At 74.1% G+C, this 21,493-nt stretch carries 10 protein-coding genes; 1 reads left to right on the top strand and 9 read right to left on the bottom strand.

Annotated features, from left to right (window positions below; all coding sequences use genetic code 11):
* Positions 1 to 37 precede the first annotated feature (37 nt).
* From ABZ573_RS24665 to ABZ573_RS24625, 9 genes are all read right to left on the bottom strand, one after another.
* The gene (locus ABZ573_RS24665) at positions 38 to 964 is read right to left on the bottom strand and encodes an ornithine carbamoyltransferase (protein ID WP_151453863.1); all 927 of its coding nucleotides are present in this window, start codon (positions 962 to 964) and stop codon (positions 38 to 40) included.
* Between the two features lie 38 nt (positions 965 to 1,002).
* Complete coding sequence (locus ABZ573_RS24660; RefSeq protein WP_358121307.1) at positions 1,003 to 2,298, bottom strand: aspartate aminotransferase family protein; 1,296 nt, start codon at positions 2,296 to 2,298, stop codon at positions 1,003 to 1,005.
* A gap of 110 nt (positions 2,299 to 2,408) precedes the next feature.
* Complete coding sequence (locus ABZ573_RS24655) at positions 2,409 to 3,185, bottom strand: fumarylacetoacetate hydrolase family protein (protein WP_358121357.1); 777 nt, start codon at positions 3,183 to 3,185, stop codon at positions 2,409 to 2,411.
* Positions 3,186 to 3,193: 8 nt separating this feature from the next.
* Complete coding sequence (locus ABZ573_RS24650) at positions 3,194 to 4,180, bottom strand: class I SAM-dependent methyltransferase (RefSeq protein WP_151453860.1); 987 nt, start codon at positions 4,178 to 4,180, stop codon at positions 3,194 to 3,196.
* Between the two features lie 112 nt (positions 4,181 to 4,292).
* Complete coding sequence (dmpG, locus tag ABZ573_RS24645) at positions 4,293 to 5,312, bottom strand: 4-hydroxy-2-oxovalerate aldolase (RefSeq protein WP_132240580.1); 1,020 nt, start codon at positions 5,310 to 5,312, stop codon at positions 4,293 to 4,295.
* Positions 5,309 to 6,199: an acetaldehyde dehydrogenase (acetylating) gene (locus ABZ573_RS24640; protein ID WP_327028839.1), complete on the bottom strand. Its 891-nt coding sequence runs from the start codon at positions 6,197 to 6,199 to the stop codon at positions 5,309 to 5,311. Before ABZ573_RS24640 ends, dmpG begins: the two co-directional genes overlap by 4 nt.
* 60 nt (positions 6,200 to 6,259) lie before the next feature.
* A complete protein-coding gene (locus ABZ573_RS24635) occupies positions 6,260 to 13,384 on the bottom strand; it encodes an amino acid adenylation domain-containing protein (protein WP_358121304.1) in 7,125 nt (2,374 codons plus the stop codon).
* Positions 13,381 to 19,899 (bottom strand): amino acid adenylation domain-containing protein, encoded by a 6,519-nt coding sequence (locus tag ABZ573_RS24630; protein ID WP_358121355.1) that lies wholly within the window; start codon positions 19,897 to 19,899, stop codon positions 13,381 to 13,383. The genes ABZ573_RS24635 and ABZ573_RS24630 overlap by 4 nt, the downstream gene beginning before the upstream one ends.
* Before the next feature lie 139 nt (positions 19,900 to 20,038).
* Positions 20,039 to 21,043, bottom strand: a complete 1,005-nt coding sequence (locus ABZ573_RS24625) for a TauD/TfdA family dioxygenase (protein WP_327028841.1) — start codon at positions 21,041 to 21,043, stop codon at positions 20,039 to 20,041.
* Positions 21,044 to 21,261: 218 nt separating this feature from the next.
* On the opposite strand from ABZ573_RS24625, the gene ABZ573_RS24620 reads away from it, so the two are divergent.
* The gene (locus ABZ573_RS24620; protein WP_091630286.1) at positions 21,262 to 21,480 is read left to right on the top strand and encodes an MbtH family NRPS accessory protein; all 219 of its coding nucleotides are present in this window, start codon (positions 21,262 to 21,264) and stop codon (positions 21,478 to 21,480) included.
* The last annotated feature ends 13 nt before the right edge of the window (positions 21,481 to 21,493 follow it).

Genomic DNA, 21,493 nt, shown 5'->3' with positions numbered 1-21,493 from the left:
CGGGGCGGGCGGGTGCCGCGGCGACCCGCGGCCGGGCTCACCCGGCGCACCACTCCAACGCGGCCTGGGCGCTGGACATCTTGTGCCTCGCCTGAGCGAAGGCGATGCTGCGGGGACCGTCCAGCACGCCGGCGGTGACCTCCTCGCCCCGGTGCGCCGGCAGGTCGTGCATGAACACCGCCTCCGGGCTCGCCGCCAGCAGCGCCCCGTCGACCCGGAACGGCGCGAAGACGCGCCGCCAGTCCGGGTCCGGCTTGGTGGTGCCGGTGGTCTGCCAGCGGGTGGTGTAGACGACGTCGACCTCCGGCAGGTCCGCCATGTGGTGCGCCTCGGCGACCGCCGAACCGGTCCGCGCGGCGGCCGCCCGGGCGGCGGCGAGGACGTCCGGGTCCAGCCCGTACCCGGGCGGCGTGCGCAGGTGCAGCCGCGTTCCGGTGAACCGGCTGAGGGCCAGCGCGAGCGCGGCGGCGGTGTTGTTGCCCTCCCCCACGTAGAGCACCCGCAGCCCGTCGACCCGGCCGAACCGCTCGGTCATGGTGCTCAGGTCGGCCAGCGCCTGCGTGGGGTGCTCCTCGGCGCTCATCGCGTTGATCACCCCCATCCGGTCCTGCCCGGCGAACGCCCGCAGCTCGGCGACCGGGTCGGCGGTCCGGGCGACGAACAGGTCGACCATCTCGGACAGCACCCGGGTGGTGTCCTCGACCGTCTCGCCGGTGTTCAGTTGCAGGTCCCCGGGGCCGTAGCTGATCAGCTGAGAGCCGAGTCGCAGGGCTCCGCTGGAGAAGGCGGTACGGGTCCGGGTCGAGGTGCGGCGGAAGTAGACAGCGGTGACCAGTCCGCGCAACTGGTCGGCAGGCCCGACCCGACCGGCGGCGTGGTCGGCGCTGCGGGCCACGAGGTGCCGCAGGTCGGCGTCGCTGAGGTCCTTGATGGACAGCAGGTGACGGCGGGGACGACGGTCCATCGGGATCCTCCAGAAACGGTCGCGGTGGCGGGCGGCGGTCAGCTGGCCCGGATGGCCCGGTGCAGGACGGCGAGGCCCCGCTCCAGCCGGGCGAGGTCGATGGTGAGCGGCGGCATCACCTTGATCACCTCGTCGTCGCGCCCGCAGAGTTCGACGATCAGCCCGGTCTCGAAGCAGCGCCGCTGGATCCGATCGGCCCGCTCGGCGCCCCCGGCCGCCCGCAGGTCGATGCCGAGGACCATGCCCAGGCCCCGGACGGCGAGCGCCGGTTCGCTGTCGCGCAGGTCGGCGCCGAAGCGCTCCAGTCGCCGGGCGCCGACCGCGGCGGTGGTCCGGAATCCGTCCTGGCCCCAGAGTTCGCAGGCGGCGGCGCCGGCGACGAAGGCGAGCTGGTTGCCCCGGAAGGTGCCCGTGTGCTCCCCCGGCGACCAGACGTCGAGTTCCGGCCGGAACAGCACCAGCGACAGCGGCAGCCCGTACCCGCCGATCGCCTTGGAGACGGTGATGATGTCCGGCACCACGCCGGCGTGTTCGAAGCAGAAGAACGTGCCGGTGCGTCCGCAGCCGGACTGGATCTCGTCGAAGATGAGCAGGACGCCGTACCGGGTGGTCAGGTCGCGCAGCCGGCGCAGCCAGTCGGCCGACGCCGGGTACACCCCGCCCTCCATCTGCAACGGTTCGACGATCACGGCGGCCGGGAGGTCCAGCCCCGACGACGGGTCGGACAGCATCCGCTCCAGGTAGCCGATCGAGTCGAAGGGCCCCGCCGGACCGTCCTCGTACGGCACGAACGTCACGTCCGCCGTGCCCACCTGCCCGGCGGCGCGGGCCCGGCGGCCACCGCTGACCGCAAGCGACCCCCGGGACATGCCGTGGTAGGCCCCGGTGAAGGAGACCACGCCGCGGCGTCCCGTGGCCCGGCGGGCCACCTTCAGCGCCGCCTCCACCGCGTCGGTGCCGGTCGGCCCGCAGAACTGCACCTTGTGGTCCAGCCCGCGCGGGGCCAGCACCTGCTCGCGGAGCCGGCTCAGGAAGGTCCGCTTCGCCACGGTGTACATGTCCAGGCCGTGCATCACGCCGTCCCTGGCGAGGTACTCCGTGATGCGACGCTTGAGGTGGGGATGGTTGTGGCCGTAGTTCAGGGTGCCGGCGCCGCAGAAGAAGTCGGTGAACATCCGACCGTCCTCGGCGTAGAGCTCGGCGCCCCGGGCCCGGTCGAACACCACCGGAAACTTGCGGCAGTAGTAACGCACCTCCGACTCCATCGCCTCGAAGAGGGAGAAGTCGTAGGCCGCCTTGTGCGGCGGTACCGTCTCGTCCACCAGCATGGTCATCGGTCCGGGGTCTCCTCGGTCGTAGTCGTCTCGTCGTCGAAACAGGTCGGTCGGGTGCGTGCTCCCCGACCGCCGGGCGGTGCCGGGGCCCGGCGGGGCCCGGGGGCACGTCAGCCGCGGGTGGTCAGCGCGACCTGACCCAGGGCGCCGAAGGAGGCCCGCACGGTGTCCCCCGGCACGAGGTCCACCGCCGCCGCCCAGGATCCGGAGAGCACGAGCTGCCCGGCCCTGATCCCGGTGCCGAACCTGGACAGGATGCGGACCAGGCAGGCCACGGACTCGGCCGGATGGCCCATCACGGCCGAGCCCCGCCCCGCCTGCACGCCGTGGCGGCTACGCAGCTCCATGCGTGCGCCGGCCAGGTCCGCCGTGCCGGGCGGCACGCCGGCGCCGAGGACGGCCAACGCCGACGACGCGTTGTCGGCGACGGTGTCCACGAGGCCGATCCGCCAGTCCCGGATCCGGCTGTCGAGCACCTCCAGCGCCGGCAGGACCTCCGCGGTGGCGGCCAGCACGTCGTGCGCGGTCACGGTCGGGCCGGTGACGTCCTGCGCGAACCGGAACGCGATCTCGCCCTCGACCTTCGGCGCGATGAACCGGCCCAGGTCGAGGTCGGCGCCGTCGTCGAGGACCATCCGGTCGGTCAGGTAGCCGAAGTCGGGATGGTCGATGCCGAACATCGACTGGATCGCCTCGCTCGTCGCACCGATCTTGAGCCCGGCCAGGACCGCGCCCTCGGCCAGTTCCATCTCGCGCAGCTCGCTCTGGATGGCGTAGGCGTCCGCCAGGTCGAGCTGCGGATGCCGGGCCGAGATCGGCGGTACGGCGCGAAGGGTCCGCGCCGCCGTCCTGAGTTCCCCCGCGAGCGCGCGGTGCAGCGACAGCATGGTGGCCACTACCTGGCCGCCACGAAGAGCCGACCGCCGGGCACGCCGAGCGGTACGCACGCCGTCTCGGAGAAGCCGGCGGACCGGAACGTGTCCAGCCACTGCCGCTCGGTCGGCAGGGTCACCCGCATGAAGCTGGCGTGCAGGTAGGTGAAGAGCGCGCTGAACCTCCGCTCCGCGGGGTCGGGCGCATAGGAGACCGCGTCGGCGACCGCCATGAACCCGCCCGGCGCCAGCGCGTCGCGGCAGGCGCCCAGCACCTCCTTGGCCACCGACTCGTCCGCCACGATGTCGTGCATGACGAAGCACGCCAGCACGGCGTCCGCGCCCTCGACCGGTCCGGGATCGTCCGCGAGGGACTGGACCGTACGCTCGACGACCCGGAGCCGGTCGGCCACCCCCGCCGCGGCGGCGGCCTCCCGCGCGGCTTCACACGCGGCGCCGCTGCTGTCGAGCGCCACGCCGGTACGCCCCGGGTCCCGCCCCAGGAGCTCGATGAGCAGCCCGCCGGCGCCGGCGCCGAGGTCGGCCACGTGCGAGGCGCCGGCCGAGGCGACCCGGTCGACGATCGGCGGATAGAACGCCCGCTCGCCGATCCACCTCGAACTGACCGCCACCCGGCGTCCGTTCCGCCGGTGGACCCGGGCCGCCGCGTCGCGGTCGGTCAGGAACTCCCGGGCGTTGGCGAGGAACGGCCCGTTGGCGCTCATGGCCCAGGACACGTAACCGGCCGCGTACCGCCGGTCCGGGTAGTCCTCGGCCGCCCGGAAGCGGTCCGGGACGTCCGTGCCGACCACCAGCCCGGCGGCGACCAGCGCGGCGAGGTAGTCCTCCACGCCGGCCTGCGGGAGGTCGGCGGTCCTGGCCAGCTCGGCGGCGTCGAACGTGCCGCCCGAGTCCAGCAGCCGGTCCACCCCGATCTCCGCGCCGATCTGCAGCAGCGCGGCGACACCGGCCAGGTCGGCCGCCTCGTCGAGCGAGGAATGGCGTTGCATTGGTCCTCCTACGTCAGGTGATGCGAGCCCTTGGTGAGGTGATGCGAGCCCTTGGTGAGGTGGTGCCAGCCCTGCGTCGGGTGATGCGGGCCCGGAGGGCCCGCGTACCGGCTCAATGGCTCTGCTCGGCGGCCAGCGACATGGCGACCTCGATGATGGTGTCCTCCTGGCCCGCCACCACCCGGCGGTTGCCCAGCTCCAGCAGGATCCTGCGGGGGTCGACGCCGAAGCGGGCGCTCGCGCGCCGCACCGGCGCGGCGAACCCGGAGAACACGCCGGCGATCCCGCTGGCGATGGTGACGCTGTCGTTGGTGGGCACGTGCTTGACGAACCGCTCCTGTGCCACGTCGGCCGCGTCCAGCGCGCCGAAGAGCTGGATGTCGGTCTCGACCTGCCCGACGTGCAGGTTGGCCGCGACGAGCTCGATCGGTGCGTTGCCCGCGCCCGCGCCGAAGCCGCGCGCCGTGACATCGACGATGGTGGCGCCTGCCTCGATCGCCGTCATGCTGTTGACGACCGACATGCCGAGGTTGTTGTGCGCGTGGAAACCGACCGCGATGTCGAGGTGCTCGACGAGTTCGCCGACCTTCTCGCGGACCTTCTCCGGCGTGTACGCGCCGGCGGAATCCATCAGGATGACCGCCTCGGCGCCGTAGCCCTGCATGAGCCGGGCCTGTTCCAGCAGCTTCGCCGCGGAGGCCATGTGGCTCATCAACAGCATCCCCTTGACGGCGACGCCCATCGCCCGCAGCATCGTGACCTGCTGCCGGGTGACGTCCGCCTCGGTGCAGTGCGCGCCGACCCGGACCTCGTCCACGCCGTGGTCCAGCGCCGGCTTGAGGTCGCGCTCGACGCTGGCGAACCCGGGGATGGACAGCACGCCGAGGCGGGCGGTACGCAGCTCGGCCTTGGCGGCCCGCAGCATCTCGGCGTCGCTGAGCGCGGCCATGCCGACCTGGATGGAGGAGGCGCCGAGGCCGTTGCCGTGGCCGACCTCGACGACGTCCACCCCGGCGGCCTCGGCCGCCCGCGCGTAGGCGCTGATGTCCGCGCGACCGAGTTGGTGGCCGACCGCGTGGTTGCCGTCGCGCAGGGTCGTGTCGCAGATGCTGAGTTTCGGTGCGCCGCTCATGACCGCCGCCGTTCCGCCCGGGCCTCCGCGACCGCGAGGGCGGCGCAGGTGATGATGTCGAGGTTGCCGGCGTAGCGCGGGAACCAGTCGCCCCGGCCCTCGACCTCCACCGTGATCGTGATCCGGTCCCCGACGGCCACCGGCGGGACGACGACGCGGTAGCCGGGGACGTACGACCTGATCTGCTTCTCCATCATGGCGACGGACGCGCGCAGGGCGTCCATGTCGATCCGTTCGGCGGTCGTCACCGCGATCGAGTTGCGCATGACGATGCCGGGCTCGGCGGGGTTGATGACCAGCACGGTCTTGGTGCGTCGCACGCCGCAGAACTCGATGGTCGCCTGCTCGGTGGTGTGCACGTACTCGTCCAGGTTGGCCCGGGACGCGGGGCCGACGGTGGCCGAGGCGCTGGCCGAGACGATCTCCAGGTAGTCGATGCCCTCCGCGGCCTCCGCCATGCAGTGGGCCATCGGGACCGCCGCCTGTCCCCCGCAGGTGACCATGCTGAGGTACTGCTCGTCGAGGCAGTCGTCCAGGTTGAGCGCCGGTACGCAGAACTTCCCGAGGTGCGCCGGCGTGAGGTCGACGAACGGCAGCCCGGTGGGCGCGACGACCGACCAGTGGCGGGTGGCGTCGTCGGCCGAGGTCGCGTCGCAGACCAGGTCGATGTGCTCGGCGCGGGCGGTGACCGCGTCGATGCCGGCCACGCTGGTCGGCACCCCGTGCCGCTCGGCCAGCTCGATCCCGGGTGATCCGGCGCGGCGCCCGGCGAACAGGACGCACTCCAACAGGGGGGACGCCTCGACCTTCAACAGCAGGTCCGTGCCGATGTTGCCCGTGCCCACGATGGCCACCCGTAGGGGTGGCGGGCTCGTGTGGGTACTCATCCAGTTCTTCCTCTCGTCCGGCCGCGCACGGCGGGCGCGGCCGGCATCCGTGACAGACGGTCAGCCCTCACCCAGCACGTCGGCGATGACGCGGGCGAGCGTGGTGACGTGCGGCGGCTTGATGACGCTGAAGTGGTCACCCGGCACCCGGTGCACCCGCACGCCGCCGGTGCAGAGCTCCTCCCAGCGCGCCAGGTAGTCCGGGTAGCTCTGGCCGGAGGTGACCTCGTGCTGGCCGTCGGCGAGTTCGTCGCTGACGATCAGTTCCAGCCGACCCGGCCAGGGCCGGTGCCGGTACTCGACGTCCACCTCCATGACCTCGCGCCAGATCCGTACCTGCCGCGGCCACGAGTCCCCCACGCCGCGCTCGGGCAGCGCGATGCCGGTCTCCTCGTCGATGTCGTCGACGAGGTGTTCGAGCAGGTCGAGGATCTCCCGGCGGCGTTCCGGCGTGTCGGCCTCGTCGCCACCGGTGCCCACCTCGTGCAGCAGCGACTCCAGGCGGCGGATCAGGGCGAGTTCGTTCCAGGCGTCGGCGCGGGTGTGGATGTCCAGGCCCGGATCGAGCAGGATCAGCGTCACCTCGTGCCCGTCCTCGACCAGCCGGTGGGCCATCTCGCTGGCGATGCCGCTGCCGCCGCACCAGCTGAACAGCCGGTACGGCCCGTGCGGTTGGGCCCGGCGGAGTTCGTCGCCGTAGCGTTCGGCCATCTGCGCCGTGGTGGGCGTGCCCCCCGGGTGCGGGCCCGGCCATTCGAACGCCGCGACCGGCTGGTCCGGGGGCAGGTGCGGGGCCAGGCGCAGGTACCAGTGGGCGCTGCCGCCACCGGGGTGCACGCAGAACAGCGGGGGCCGGCCGTCGCCACCGCGCCGCAGCCACATCATCGCGCCGGCCGTCGCCGCCGGGTCCTGGAGTGTCGCGGCCAGCCCGGCGACGGTGCGGTGTTCGACGAACGAGCCGAACGTCAGCTCGTAGCCATGCCGGCTGCGCAGCGTCGCGGTCAGTCGCATCATCGCCAGCGAGTGGCCGCCGAGGGCGAAGAAGTCGTCGTGCACGCCGATCCGCTCGATGCCGAGCGCCTCGCTCCAGGCGGTGGCGATGTGCCTCTCGACGTCCGAGCGCGGCGCGACGTACTCGACGTCCGTCACCGGCCGCGAGCCGTCCGGCGCCGGGAGGGCGGCCCGGTCGACCTTGCCGTTGCGGGTGTACGGGAAGTCGTCCACGGCCAGGTAGTGGTGCGGGACGAGGTGCTGCGGCAACCGCTCCCGCAGGTGGTCGCGCAGCTCGGCCGGGGACGCCGCGGTCGCGTCCGCGGGGCGGGTGTAGGCGACGAGCGAGGCGTCCGGGGTGCCGGCCCGGTGCACGGCGACCACGGCGGCGGCGACCGCCGGGTGGGCGGCGAGGGCGTGCTCGATCTCGCCGAGCTCGATCCGGAACCCGCGGACCTTGACCTGGTGGTCCCGGCGCCCGTGGAAGTGCAGGGTGCCGTCGGGGTCCCGGGAGACCACGTCGCCGGTGCGGTACATGCGCTCGCCCGGTCGCGACGCGTACGGGTCCGGCACGAACCGCTCGGCGGTGAGCGCCGGCCGGTTGAGGTACCCGCGCACCACTCCCGCCCCGCCGAGGACCAGTTCCCCGCGTACGCCGGGAGGCAGCAGGCGCATTTCGTCGTCGACGACGTAGGCGCGCACGTTGTCCAGCGGGAGCCCGATCGGCGGCGGTGCCGTGTCCGTGGCCCGCAGCTCGGCGATGGTGGCGACGACGGTGGTCTCGGTGGGCCCGTACGCGTGCAGCACGCGGACCCGGTCGGCCCACCGCGCCGCCTGCTCGGCCGTGCACGCCTCGCCACCGGTGACCAGCACCCGCAGGCGCGGGAAGTCGGCCGGGTCGAGGCGGTCCAGCAGCGGCGGCGGCAGGGTCATGTGGGTGAGCTCGGCCGCGTGGCGGCGGAGGTCGCCGGGGTCGGCGTCCGGCGGGGGCAGCACCAGCGCCGCGCCGTTGGCGAGGGCCAGCAGGATCTCCCAGACCGAGGCGTCGAAGCTGGGCGAGGCGAACTGGAGCACCTCGTCGCCGGGCCGCGCTTGCAGGACCCGCCGCTGGGCGTGGCAGAAGTTGAGCACGGCGCGGTGGGTGACCGCGACGCCCTTGGGCCGCCCGGTGGAGCCCGACGTGTAGATGACGTAGGCGAGGTTGTCCCCGCTGAGCCGTGCCGTTGGCGGGTAGGCCGCCAAGGGCCGGCCGTTCGCGAGGTCGGCGACCAGCACCGTCGCCGTCGTGCACGGCAGGCGCGGGGCCAGGTCGCCGTCGGTCAGCACGACCACGGGCGCCGCGTCGCGGACCATGTCGCCGACCCGCTCGGCGGGATAGGCGGGATCGAGCGGCAGGTACGCCCCGCCGGCCTTGAGGACCGCCAGCATCGCGACGACGAGGTCGATCCCGCGGGGCAGGTGGATGCCGACGACCGTGTCGGCCCGGACGCCCAGCTCTCCCAGGCGCGCGGCGAGCCGGTCGGACCGGTCGTCGAGCTGCCCGTAGGTGAGCGTGGCGTCGCCGTGCCGTACCGCCACCGCGGCGGGCGCGGCGGCCGCGCGCCGGGCGACGAGGTCGTGGACGAACGGGGTCGCCGGGAACGGCTCGACGGGCTGGTGCGCCTCGACCGCCCAGGCCCGGTCGGCGGCGCTCAGGCCGACGTCCGTGTCGCCGTCGGGGTCGGCGGCCATCGCCTCCAGCACGTGCCGGTAGGTCCGGGCCAGCAGTTCGAGGTACGGCCGGTCGATGTCGGCGGGCCGGGCGCCCAGCCGCAGGACCCCCGGGAAGGTCCACACGTCCAGCCCGACGCTGCTCGGGCTGAAGTCGTCGACCATCCCGACCGACTCGGCGGAACCGTCGAGCACGTGGAAGTCCAGGTACGAGAAGCCGACCCGCAGCAGTGGCGAGCCGTTGCCCCACTGGCGTTGCATGGCCGGCAGCGGGTAGCGGCGGTGCGGCCAGAGGCGCGCCTCGCCGGCGAAGACGGCCTGCACCAGGGCCCGCCAGGTGCGGGCGGAGGTATCGGCGGCGAACGGCACGGTGTTGAGGTACATGCCGAAGACCTCGTCGCCGCGCAGCCGCTCGGGCCGGCCGTTGCACAGCAGGCCGGTGAAGAAGCGCTGCCGGCCGGTGACGACGCTCAGCACCTTGAGGTGCGCGGCGTGCAGCACGCTCTTCAGGGAGGTGCCGGCGGCGGCGGAGAGCCGGCGCAGTGCGGGCCGCAGGTCGGCCCACGGCACCTCGACGACGTTCGCCGGGGCGTCCGACCCGGTGCCCCACTCCGGCGGGAGTTCGAGCCGGTCCGACCCGGCCACGGTCGCCGCCCAGAAGCCACGGTCCGTCGCCGAGGCGAGGGACGCGCGTTCGCGGGCGACGAGGTCGGCGAAGCGCACCGCCGGCGGTGGCGGCAGGGCGGGCCGCTCGCCCCGGCGCAGCGTCCGGTACAGCGAGATCAGCATCGCCACCGTGGAGGTGTGGCTCCAGCCGTCGAGGATCGCGTGGCTCTCCGAGTGGGTCAGCCGCCATTCGCAGTCGCCGAGCTGGTGCACGTGGTAGCGCAGCAGCGGCGCCGTGGTGATGTCGAACGGTCGGACGCGCTCGGCCCGCAGGTGTGCGCGTACCGCCTCCTCCTGCTCGTCGGGCCGCAGCCCACGCAGGTCGTCGTAGCCGATGGGCAGGTCGACCGACGCGTGGACGAGCTGCATCAGCTCGGAGTAGTGGGACAGGTCGAACGACGTACGCAGGATCTCGTGCCGGTCCGTGAGCAGCCGGCCGGCCTCCCGCAGCGCGTCCAGGGAGAAGGGCTGCTGGTCGGTGATCCCGTAGCAGGAGACGTTGCGGTAGACCGGCCGGTCGCCGCCGGAGAGCATCTCGAACAGCATGCCCGCCTGGTTCTGGGTGATCGGATAGGCGTCGACGAGCCCGTCCGGCAGCCGGCTGCGGTCCGCGTCGCCCACCAGCGCGAACCGGCCGACGGTCGACTCGGTCTCCTCGGCCGGCCCGGTCCGCACGGCCACGCCCGCCAGCTCGGCCACGCTCTGGTGGGTGAACAGGTCCTGGACCGACACGGTGAGGCCGGCCGCGCGCAGCAGCCCCACCATCCGGATCGCCCGCATCGAGTCGCCGCCGAGCAGGAAGAAGCTCTCCGTCACGCCGACCGTGTCGAGGCCGAGCGCCACGGCGAACGCGTCGGCGATCCGCTTCTCGGTCTCGTCGCGCGGGGCGACGTGGCCGCCGCCCGCCGCGCCCGACGCCGCCTCGGGTGCCGGCAGGGCGCGGCGGTCCACCTTGCCGTTGGCGGTCAGCGGCAGGGCGGGCAGGATCGTCCAGCGCGCCGGGACCATCGCGTCCGGCAGGCGGTCGACCAGGTACGCGCGCACCCGCTCGACGGTCTCCGGCCCGACGAGGTAGCCGACGAGCTGCTCGTCGTGTACGGCCACCGCCGCCGCGGTGACGCCGGGAGCCTCGTACAGCAGGGCCTCGACCTCGCCGAACTCGACGCGCTGGCCGCGGATCTTCACCTGGTGGTCGATCCGGCCCAGGTACTCGATGCCGCCGTCGGGACGGTAGCGGGCCAGGTCACCGGTGCGGTACAGGCGCCGCCCCGGCGCGGCGGCGAACGGGTCGGGAACGAACCGTTCGGCGGTCAGCGCGGCCCGGCCCAGGTAGCCCCGGGCGAGCTGCACGCCACCGATCAGCAGCTCGCCGGGCACCCCGACCGGCACGGGCTGCCCGGCGGCGTCGACGATGTGGGCGGTGGTGTTGGCGATCGGGCGGCCGATGGTGACCGGCTCGCCGGGCTCGCACCGCGTCGCGGTGACGTCGACCGCGGTCTCCGTGGGGCCGTACAGGTTGTGCAGCTCGCAGCCGATCCGCTCGTGCACCCGCTCGGCCAGGTCGGGCGGCAGCGCCTCGCCGCTGCAGATCAGCCGCCGCAGGGACGGCAGCGCCCCGACGGGCTCGGCCAGGAAGGCCCGCAACATCGACGGTACGAAGTGGACGGTGGTGATCCCCTCCGTGCGGATCACGTCGGCCAGGTACGCGGGATCGCGGTGCCCGCCGGGGCGGGCGAGGACCAGCGTCGCGCCGGTGATCAACGGCCAGAAGAGCTCCCACACCGACACGTCGAACCCGACCGGCGTCTTCTGCAGCACCCGGTCCGAGGCGTCGAGGCGGTAGGCGTCCTGCATCCACCGCAGGCGGTTGACGATCGCGCCGTGCTCGATCAGGGCGCCCTTGGGCCGGCCGGTCGACCCGGAGGTGTAGATGAGGTAGGCGGCGTGCCCGGGCGTGATCTCCGCCGACGGTTGCGGGTCGCCGTCGGCGGAGTTGTCCTCCTCGGCGGCGGCCAGGAAGTCCTCGTCGACCACGAGCTGGGCGCCCGAGTCGCGCACCATGAAGGCGCGCCGCCGCGCCGGCAGGTCCGGGTCCAGCGGCAGGTAGGCGGCGCCGGCCTTCAGGACCGCCACCAGCGCCCGCATCAGGTCCAGGCCGCGCGGCAGGCAGACGGCCACGACGGACTCCGGCCCGACCCCGGCGTCGCGCAGACGCCGCGCGAGGACGGCGGCCTCGGCGTGCAGCCGGCCGTACGACAGTTCCGCGCCGTCGAAGCGCAGCGCGACCGCGTCGGGCGTACGGGCCGCCTGCGTGTCCAGCAGCCCGGTCAGGGTGTGCCGGGGGTGGTCGACGGCGGTGTCGTTCCACGCCGCGAGTTGGGCGGTCTCGGCGTCGGTGAGCAGGGGCAGCCGGGTGACCGGGGCGTCCGGGTCGGCGACGACGGCGCTCAGCAACCGCTGGTAGTGCCCGGCCAGCCGCCGCACGGTCGCGTCGTCGAACAGCGCCGTCGGGAAGTCCACCCCGCCGGAGAGGGAGCCGTCCGCCTCCTCGGTCAGCCCGAGCGTCAGGTCGAACTTCGCCGTGGTCGGGCCGGCGTCAAGCTCCTCCCCCACCAGGCCACCCGCGTCGAAGCCGGCCGACCCGCCCTCCTGGAAGAGGAACATGGTCTGGAACAGCGGGTTGCGCGACAGGTCGCGTTCCGGGGACAGGGCGTCCACGATCCGCTCGAACGGCACGTCCTGGTGGGACTGCGCGTCCAGCACCGCCTCGCGGACCCGGGCCAGCACCTCGACGAAGGTCGGCTCGCCGGACAGGTCCGTCCGCAGCACCAGCGTGTTGAGGAAGAGCCCGACCAGGCCGTGCGTCTCCAGGCGGTCCCGGCCGGCGGCCGGGGTGCCCACCGCGACGTCGGTCTGCCCGGTGTGGCGGGCCAGCAGGAGCTGGAACGCGGCCAGCAGCACCATGAACGGGGTGGCGTTCGACGCCCGGCCCAGGTCACGCAGCCGGCCGGCGAGGGCGGCCGGCACCGTGAACGTGACCAGCCCGCCGTCCGGGTTCCACACCGCTGGCCGGGGCCGGTCGGTCGGCAGTTCCAACGGCGTCAGCCCGGCCAGCCGGTCCCGCCAGTGGTCGAGCTGCCGGTCCAGCCGGTCCCCGGCGGAGCGGGTCCGCTGCCAGACCGCGAAGTCCGCGTACTGGATGGGCAGCGGGGTCAGCGGGGAGGGCCGGCCGGCGACGAACGCGTCGTACAGGGCGGCCAGTTCGCGCAGGATGATCCCCTCGGACCAGCCGTCGGAGGAGATGTGGTGCATGGTGAGCGCCAGGGCGTGCTCGTCCCCGGCGAGGCGGACCAGCCGGGCCCGCAGCGCCGGGCCGGCGGCCAGGTCGACCGGGTCCGGCGTGCCGAGCAGCGCGGTGAGGCGCTGCCGGGCCGTCTCCCGGTCGGTGTGGCCGAGGTCGGTCGTCGTCAACTCGACCGGGGCGGGCGGGTCGACGACCTGTGCCGGCTCGCCGTCGACGACGACGTACCGGGTCCGCAGGATCTCGTGCCGGGCGACCAGTTCGGTCAACGCCCGGCGCAGCGCGTCGGCGCGCGGCGTCCCGCGCAGCCGCAGGCCGACGGACATCAGGTAACCGGTGCCGCCGGGCTGCAACTGGTCGAGCACCCAGAGCCGGTGCTGCCCGAAGGAGAGCGGCAGCGGGCCGGTGCGGGGCGCCGGGGCGATGGTGTCGGCGCGGCGGGCCCGACCCGCACCACGCAGGCGCCGCTGGAGCAGTTCCTGTCGCGGGGACGCGCTCGGGGTGTGGCTGGCGGTCACAGGTTGCCCTCCTTCAGCAGTTCCGCCACCTCGGCGTCGGAAAGCCGTGAGATCTCGTTTTCGATGGCCGTGTGCACCGCGTCGGCGAGGTCGGCCACGGTGGTCCGCTCGAACAGCAGGCGCAGCGGCAGGTCGAGGTCGAAGCTCTGCCGCAGGTGCGCGAGCACCCGGGTGGCGAGCAGCGAGTGACCGCCGAGGTCGAAGAAGTCGTCGTGGACGCCGACCCGGTCGACCTCCAGCACGGTGGCCCAGATGTCGGCCACGGCCTCCTCCAACGGGGTACGGGGTGCCTCGTACGCCCGGCCGAGGTCGGCGCGCACGGGTGTCGGGGCGGGCAGTGCCCGGCGGTCGACCTTCTTGCTGGTGGTCAACGGCAGTGCGTCCAGCACCATCCACTGGGCCGGCACCATGTAGTCCGGCAGCCGGTCGCGCAGGTGGGCCCGGAGTTCGCCGACCGCCGGCGGGGTGCCGTCCCGGCAGACCAGGTAGGCGACCAGGCCCTTCTCCCCCGGCTGGGTCTCGCGGGCCACCACCGCGACCGCGCGGACCGCCGGGTGCTCGGCCAGGGCCGACTCGATCTCGCCGAGCTCCATCCGGAAACCCCGGATCTTGACCTGCTGGTCGATCCGGCCGAGGAACTCGATCGTCCCGTCCGGCCGGTACCGGACCAGGTCGCCGCTGCGGTAGAGCCGGCCGCCGGGGGCGGCGCCGAACGGGTCGGGCACGAACCGGTCGGCGGTCAGTGCGGGCCGGCCCAGGTAGCCCCGGGCCAGCCGTACCCCGCCGAGCAGCAGCTCGCCGGGCACCCCGACCGGGACGGGGTCCAGGTGTTCGTCGACCACGTAGGTCCGGGTGCCGGGGACCGGGCGGCCGATCGGCAGGGCCTCGTTCCGCTCGCCGGGCGGGTCGCCCGCGACCGGGTGCAGCAGGCAGGTGACGGTGGCCTCGGTCGGGCCGTAGTTGACCAGGAACCGGCCGGGCAGTCCGGTGGCCGCCCAGCGCCGGGCGTCGGCGACGGTGACCACGTCGCTGCCGACGTTCATCAGCTTCAGGTGCCGCAGCCGTTCGTCGCCGGCCGGCAGGGCGTCCATCACCTCCCGGTAGTAGGCGGGGGTGATCTCCATGTGGGTGATCCGGTGCCGGGCGAGCCGGTCCGGCAGCTCAGCCGGGCTCCAGAAGACCGGGTCGCTGACCACCAGGGTCGCCCCGGCCAGCAGGGTGGCCATCATGCCGTCCATCGCCACGTCGAAGGTGAGCGCGGAGAGCAGCACCACCCGATCGCCGGGTGCGATGTCGTACGCGCGGGCGATGACCTCGCAGTGGTGGGCGTACGCGCCGTGCGGGATCATCACGCCCTTGGGCCGCCCGGTGGAGCCCGAGGTGTAGATGACGTAGGCGAGGTCGTCCGCTCCGGTCGACGGGTCCGGCGCGGTGCCGTCCCGACCGGCGATCACCGCCCGGTCGGCGTCCACGGCGACCACGGTCACCCCGTCGGCGGCGACCCGGTCGGCGAGGCTTTGCTCGGTGACCACCACCGCGGCCCTCGCGTCGGCGAGCATGAAGCGCAGCCGCTCGGTGGGGTGGTCCGGGTCGACCGGGAGGTACACCCCGCCCGCCTTGAGCACCGCGAGCAGCGTGACCACCACCTCCAGGCCGCGTTCCAGGCAGACCGCGACCGGGACCTCCGGGCGCACCCCGAGCCCGCGCAGGTGGTGGGCGAGCCGGTTGGCCCGGGTGTCCAGCTCGGCGAAGGTCAGCCGCCGGCCGTCGAACTCCACCGCCACGACGTCCGGGTGCTGCCGGACCCGCCGGCCGAACAGCTCCACCACGCCGGCGCCGGCGGGCGCGGCGGCGCGCAACGGCCCGGCGGGCGCGACCGGCTCGCCGGCCAACGGCCCGAGGAGGTACGCCCGCTCCGCGCCGGTGGGCAGGGTCAGGTCACGCAGGGCGGTTCCCGGCGCGGACGCCACCTGGGCGAGCAGGTGCAGGTAGTGCCCGGCCATCCGCTCGATGCCGGGGCGGTCCCAGAGCGCGGTGGCGTACTCGAACCAGCAGCGCAGCCGGCCGTCCGGGTGCTGCTCCACAGAGAGGGTGAGGTCGAACTTGGCCACCGGGACGGAGCTGTCGACGTGCTCGATGGTGGTCGGGCCGAGGGTCGCGGTCATCCGCTCCAGGTGTTGCAGTTCGAACATCACCTGGAACAGCGGATTGCGGGACAGGTCCCGGTCCGGCCGCAGCGCGTCGACCAGCCGCTCGAAGGCGACGTCCTGGTTGCGGAACGCGTCCGTCACGGTGCGGCGCACCTGGTCGAGCAGGACCGGGAAGGGCTGGTCGTCGACCAGCTCGGCGCGCATCACCAGGTTGTTGACGAAGAAGCCGAGCAGGTCCTCGGTCTCCTGCCGGGTCCGGCCGGCGACCGGGGTGCCGACGGCCACGTCGTGCTGCCGGGCGTACCGGCCGAGCAGGACCTGGAAGGCCGCCAGCAGCACCATGAACAGGGTGGCGCCCTCCCGGTTGCCCAGCTCGGCCAGCGCCCGCCCGACGTCGGTCGGCACGTCGACGACGACGTTGTCACCGGCCGGGTCGCGCAGCGCCGGGCGGGGCCGGTCGGTGGGCAGCTCCAGCGGGGTCGACCCGGCCAGTTGCCGGGACCAGTAGGCGAGCTGCGCGTCCAGCTCGGGGCTGTCCTGGCGGGCCGTCTCCCAGGCCGCGAAGTCCGCGTACTGCACGGGCAGGTCGGGCAGTGCGGTGGCCGCGCCGCCCCGCGCGTATCTGCGGTAGAGGGTGTCGAGTTCGCGCAGGAGGATGTCCATCGACCAGACGTCGAACGCGATGTGGTGCATGGTCAGCGCGACCAGGTGCTCGTCGCCCGCGACCCGGATCACCTGGGCCCGGATCGGGCGTTCGGTGGCCAGGTTGAAGGGCCGGCCGGCCGCGACCCGCAGCAGCACCTCGGCACCGTCGACGACGTCCGGTGCGCCGCTGAGGTCGACCAGCTCCCACCCGACCGGTCCCGGCGGGTCGACCACCTGCACCGGCTCGCCGTCGACCGAGTGGTAGCGGGTACGCAGGATCTCGTGCCGGTTGACCACCGCGTCCAGCGCCCGCCGGAACATCGCCACGTCCAACGGGCCGGTCAGCCGCATCGAGATCGGGATCAGGTATTCGAGGCTGCCCGGTTCGAGCTGGTCCAGGAACCACAGCCGGCGCTGGCCGAGGGAGAGCGGCAGCTTCCCGTCCCGCGTCACCGGCCGGATCGCCGCGTCGGCCGGCTCGTCGGTGGACCCGGCGCCGGGGCGGGCCTCGTCGACCAGGGCGGCGAGTTGGGCGACGGTGGGGGCGGTGAAGAGCTGCCCGACGGTCAGCTCCACGTCGAGTGCCCGGCGCACCCGGAGCACGCCCCGGATGGCGAGCAGGGAGTGGCCGCCGAGGGTGAAGAAGTTGTCGTCCCGGCCGACCCGCTCGACGCCGAGCAGCTCGGCCCAGATCCCGGCGACGGTCCGCTCGGTGTCGGTGGCCGGCGGCAGGTACCTCCGGTCGGCGCCGGGGCGGGGGCCGTCGGGCGCCGGCAGGGCCGCGCGGTCCAGCTTGCCGTTCGCGGTCAGCGGGAGGGCGTCCAGGCTGATCACGGTGGAGGGGACCAGCGCGGCGGGCAGCCGGTCGGCGAGCGCGTCGCGCAGCCCGTCCGGATCGATCCGGGCACCGGCGGCGGGGACCACGTACGCGACCAGCTCCGCGTCGCCCGACGACGGCCGGTGCAGGGTCACCACCGCCGCGTCGACGGTGGGGTGCCGCCGCAGGGCCGCCTCGACCTCGCCCGGCTCGATGCGTACCCCGTGCAGCTTGACCTGGTGGTCGAGGCGGCCCAGGTACTCCAGGCTGCCGTCGTCGCGCCACCGGGCCAGGTCCCCGGTCCGGTACAGGCGCTCCCCCGGCGTGCGGCCGTACGGGTTGGGGGTGAACCTCTCCCCGGTCAGGGCGGGCCGGCCCAGGTAGCCCCGCGCCAGGCCGACCCCGCCGAGGCAGAGCTGACCGGCCACCCCGACCGGCACCGGCCGGTCGTCGGCGTCGAGGAGCAGGACGCCGCAGCCGGGCAGCGGCCGGCCGATCGGCACGGTCCCGGTCCCCTCGTCACCGCGGTAACGCCAGGCGGTCGCGTCGATGGCGCACTCGGTGGGGCCGTAGGTGTTCCAGACCTCCACGGGCAGCAGGGCTTGAAGCTGCTCGCAGAGCGCCGCCGGCAGCGGCTCCCCCGCGGAGCAGACCAGCCGCAGCGCGGCACAGCCGGACAGGTCGGTCTCGTGCAGCAGCACCCGCAGCACGGACGGCACCAGTTGCAGCACCGTCACGCCGTGGGCCCGCATCGCCCGCAGCATCGCGCCCGGGTCGCGGTGGGCGTCCGGGGCGGCCAGGACGACCGCGCCGCCGCTGACCAGTGGCGCCAGGAACTCCCACATGGAGGCGTCGAAGCCGAGGGCGGTCTTCTGGAGCACCCGGTCGGCGGCGGTGAACCGGTACTGCTCGACCGACCACAGCACCCGGTTGCGGATGCCGGCGTGGGTGACCACGACGCCCTTGGGCCGGCCGGTCGATCCGGAGGTGTACATGACGTAGGCGGCGGCGTCGGGGTCGGTGGCCGGCAGCGGCACCGTCGCGGTGCCGTCGCCGCGACCGGCCCCGGCCCCGGTGTCCGGGCCGGCCTCGGTCCCGGTGTCGCCCTCGGCGTCGGTCCCGGTGTCGTAAGCGGCGTCGACGAGCACCACCGGGGCGTCATTGGCCGACAGCAGGCCCCGCAGGGCCGACTCGGTGACCAGCGCCGACACCCCGGCGTCGGCCGCCATGAACTCCAGCCGGTCGACCGGCTGGTCGGGGGCGAGGGGCACGTAGACGCCGCCGGCGAGCAGCACCCCGAGCAGCGCGGTCACCAGGTCCGGCCCGCGGTGCACCGCGACCCCGACCGGGGCACCGACGCGAACACCGACGGCGTGCAGGTGCGCGGCGAGCTTCCGGGCGCGCCCGGCCAGCTCGGCGTAGCCGACCTCGGTGCCGTCGTCGGCGACCAGCGCGGTCGCGTCGGGGGTCGCCGCCGCCTGGGCGAGGAAGAGTTCCGGCAGCCCCGGGCCCGCGGGCCGGTCGGCGCCCCGGGCCCACTCGCCGAGCACCTCGCGGCGCTCCCGGGGGGCCAGCAGGTCCAGCTCGTCCAGTGGGACCTGTCCGGCGACGACGACGGCGGCCAGCAGGTGCAGGTAGTTCGCGACCATGCGGTGCACCCGGGGGCCGTCGAACAGCGCGGTGGGGAAGACCACCTCCCCGTGGTACGAGCCGTCCGGTCGCCCGACCAGTTGCAGGGAGAGGTCGAACGCGGCCGAGGTCCACGAGGTGGGCTGCTCGGTGACGGTCAGGCCGGGCAGGGCGAAGGCGGCCCGGTCGGCGTTGTGCAGCCCGAACCCCACCTGAAACAGCGGGTTGCGGGACAGGTCCCGTTCCGGGGACAGCTCGGCGACGATCCGGTCGAACGGCACCTGCTGGTTGTCGTAGGCGTCCAAAGTGGTGCCGCGGACCTGGTCGAGCAGGTCGAGGAAGCACGCCGGGGCGGCCAGGTCGGCCCGGAGCACGACGGTGTTGACGAAGAGGCCGATCAGGTCCTCCAGCTCGACCTCGTGCCGCCCGGCCACCGACACCCCGACCGCCACGTCGCTCTGACCGGCGTACCGGCCGAGCAGGAGCTGGAAGGCGGCGAGGAAGACCATGAAGGGGGTGGCGCCCCGGTCCGCGCCGAGCCGGGTCAGGGCGGTCGCCAGGTCCGCCGGCACGGTGAAGGTGAGGCCGTCGCCGGCGGCCCGCCAGTGCGCGGGCCGGGGCCGGTCGGTCGGCAGGTCGAGCGGGCCGAGCCCGGACAGCCGCTCCCGCCAGTAGCCGACCTGGGCGTCGACGTGCGGCCCCGACAGCCAGTTCTCGCGCTGCCAGGCGGCGAAGTCCGCGTACTGCACGGGCAGCGGCGGCAGCGGGCTGGGCCGGCCGGCGACGAACGCCCCGTAGAGGGTGTGCAGTTCCCTGGCGAGCACGCCCCAGGACCAGCCGTCGAAGGCGATGTGGTGCACCACCAACAGCAGGACGTGGTCGTCGCTCGCGCACCGGATCAGCCGGGCCCGCAGCGGCGCGTCCTCACGCAGGTCGAAGGGGGCGTCGAGGGTGGCCTCCAGCACCTCGTCGAGGCGGCCGTCCCGGTCGCCGGCCGGCGAGTCGCCCAGGTCGACGAGGTCGACGTCGACCGGGCCGGGCGGGTCGATCACCTGCACGGCACGTCCGTCCACCGTGTCGTACCGGGTCCGCAGGATCTCGTGTCGCGCGCTGATCCCGCTCAGCGCGGCCCGCAGCGCCGGGGCGTCGAGCGGGCCGCGCACCCGTACCGCCTGGTGCAGGAGATACTCGCTGGCACCGGAGCGTAGCTGGTCGACGAACCAGAGCTGCTCCTGCGCCGACGACACGGCGTGGCCGCCCTCGTGATCGGACAGCACCGCCCCGCCGGTGCCGACGTACCGGCTGTCGCCGTCTGCCATGGGTCTTTCGCCTCCGTGTCCGGGCCGGGCATCGCTGCGATGCCGTGGGGAGTTGGTTCGGTGTGCGCGAGGGTCCCGGGCACACCGCCGACGGTCACCCCGGGGCCGCGCCGGCCGCCGCGAGCGCCGCGCGGTACGGCTCGGCCATCGCCACGGCGATCCTGCGGTCGCCGGTGAACGGTTCCCGGGCGTGCGCGGCGAGCATGTTGTCCACCACCAGGACGTCGTCGCGCTGCCAGTCGAAGCGTCGTTGGGCCGCCCGGTAGCAGTCCCGCAGGTGGGCCACCACGTCGTCGGGGATGCGCCCGCCGTCGCCGTAGTAGGTGTTCGTGGGCAGCTCGGTCTCGTCGAACAGTTCCCGCAGCCCGGCGCAGACCTCCTCGGCCAGCGTGGTCACGTGGAAGAAGGTCACGTGGTTGAACCAGAGCAGCTCACCGGTGCCGGGGTGCCGGTGCACGGCGTCGCGTCGGGCGCGGGTACGCAGCCCCGAGCCGGTCCACTCCACCTCGATGCCGCTGCGGGCGCAGTAGCGCGACACCTCGTCCCGGTCGTCGGTGTTGAACGCCCGCTGCCAGGGCACGCCGAAGCCCTCGTGGAAGTTGCGCACCACCAGCCAGCCCCGGGCGACGAACTCGGCACACACCGCCGGGTCGATGCGCTGGCGCACCAGGCGGGTGTCGGCGAGCGGGGTGGCGCCCAGGGTGGCCGGCGTACGCAGGCAGTAGAAGTACAGCGCCATGGGCCAGTCGGCCTGGTAGGAGTTCTCGTTGTGCAGGAAGATCTCCTCGGCTGGCGGGAAGTCCGTCGAGGTGTAGACCCGCCCCTGGATGGTGCTGCGGGGCGACGAGCGCTCGGCGTAGTCCAGCGGCTCACCGGAGAGCGCCCGGACCACCCCCTCGAAGCCGGCCACCCCGCCGACGTCGAACCCGCGCAGCAGGACGGCCCCGTGCTCACGCAGCCGGGCCCGGATCGCGGCCCGGTCGGCGGTCAGCCGCCCGTCGATCGGCTCCCCCGGCGCACCGGCGGTCAGGACGAACGGAAGCGGTTTCTCGGCCGGCCCGCGCGGCAGCGGCGGCACCGTCATCCGGGGCGTACTCATCGCTTCTCCTGTCGGCCTCTGGGCTGCCGGTCACGCGGCACGGCTCAGCCTCTCCGCTGAGGCACGGGTCAGAAAGAGAATCCCCGGCAAGGCTCGTACGCGTTTTTCTGCCAGTTCTTCTCTACGTACGGCGATCGGCGTCCCGGCAGGGTGTGACCGGCAGTGGGATCAGTGTCGTGTCGTACGACACGGCTGCCCTTTCCCGAGGAGGAGCCGGCATGTCCGACGAGAACACCGATGAGCGCGCGTACCGGGTCGTGGTGAACGACGAGGAGCAGTACTCGATCTGGCTGGGCGATCGGGAGCTGCCGCTGGGGTGGCGCGCAGAGGGCACCGAGGGCACCCGCGAGGAGTGCCTGAAGCGGATCGACGAGGTGTGGACCGACATGCGCCCGCTCAGCCTGCGCCGGCGCATGGAGCAGGCGGCGGGCCGGTAGTCGTGACCGCCAT

This window comes from Micromonospora sp. NPDC007220, assembly GCF_040634035.1.
GTDB lineage: Bacteria > Actinomycetota > Actinomycetes > Mycobacteriales > Micromonosporaceae > Micromonospora > Micromonospora reichwaldensis.
Note: the sequence above shows the minus strand (reverse complement) of the source record. Positions and strands in the feature narration are given on the sequence as shown.

What these genes read in the sequence shown, in the direction of transcription:
- ABZ573_RS24655 (WP_358121357.1), bottom strand. Translation starts at nt 3,185, where the DNA reads ATGCTGTCGCTGCACCGCGCGCTCGCGGGGGAACTCAGGACGGCGGCG.
- ABZ573_RS24660 (WP_358121307.1), bottom strand. Translation starts at nt 2,298, where the DNA reads ATGACCATGCTGGTGGACGAGACGGTACCGCCGCACAAGGCGGCCTAC.
- ABZ573_RS24620 (WP_091630286.1), top strand. Translation starts at nt 21,262, where the DNA reads ATGTCCGACGAGAACACCGATGAGCGCGCGTACCGGGTCGTGGTGAAC.
- ABZ573_RS24650 (WP_151453860.1), bottom strand. Translation starts at nt 4,180, where the DNA reads ATGCAACGCCATTCCTCGCTCGACGAGGCGGCCGACCTGGCCGGTGTC.
- ABZ573_RS24625 (WP_327028841.1), bottom strand. Translation starts at nt 21,043, where the DNA reads ATGAGTACGCCCCGGATGACGGTGCCGCCGCTGCCGCGCGGGCCGGCC.
- dmpG (WP_132240580.1), bottom strand. Translation starts at nt 5,312, where the DNA reads ATGAGCGGCGCACCGAAACTCAGCATCTGCGACACGACCCTGCGCGAC.
- ABZ573_RS24665 (WP_151453863.1), bottom strand. Translation starts at nt 964, where the DNA reads ATGGACCGTCGTCCCCGCCGTCACCTGCTGTCCATCAAGGACCTCAGC.
- ABZ573_RS24640 (WP_327028839.1), bottom strand. Translation starts at nt 6,199, where the DNA reads ATGAGTACCCACACGAGCCCGCCACCCCTACGGGTGGCCATCGTGGGC.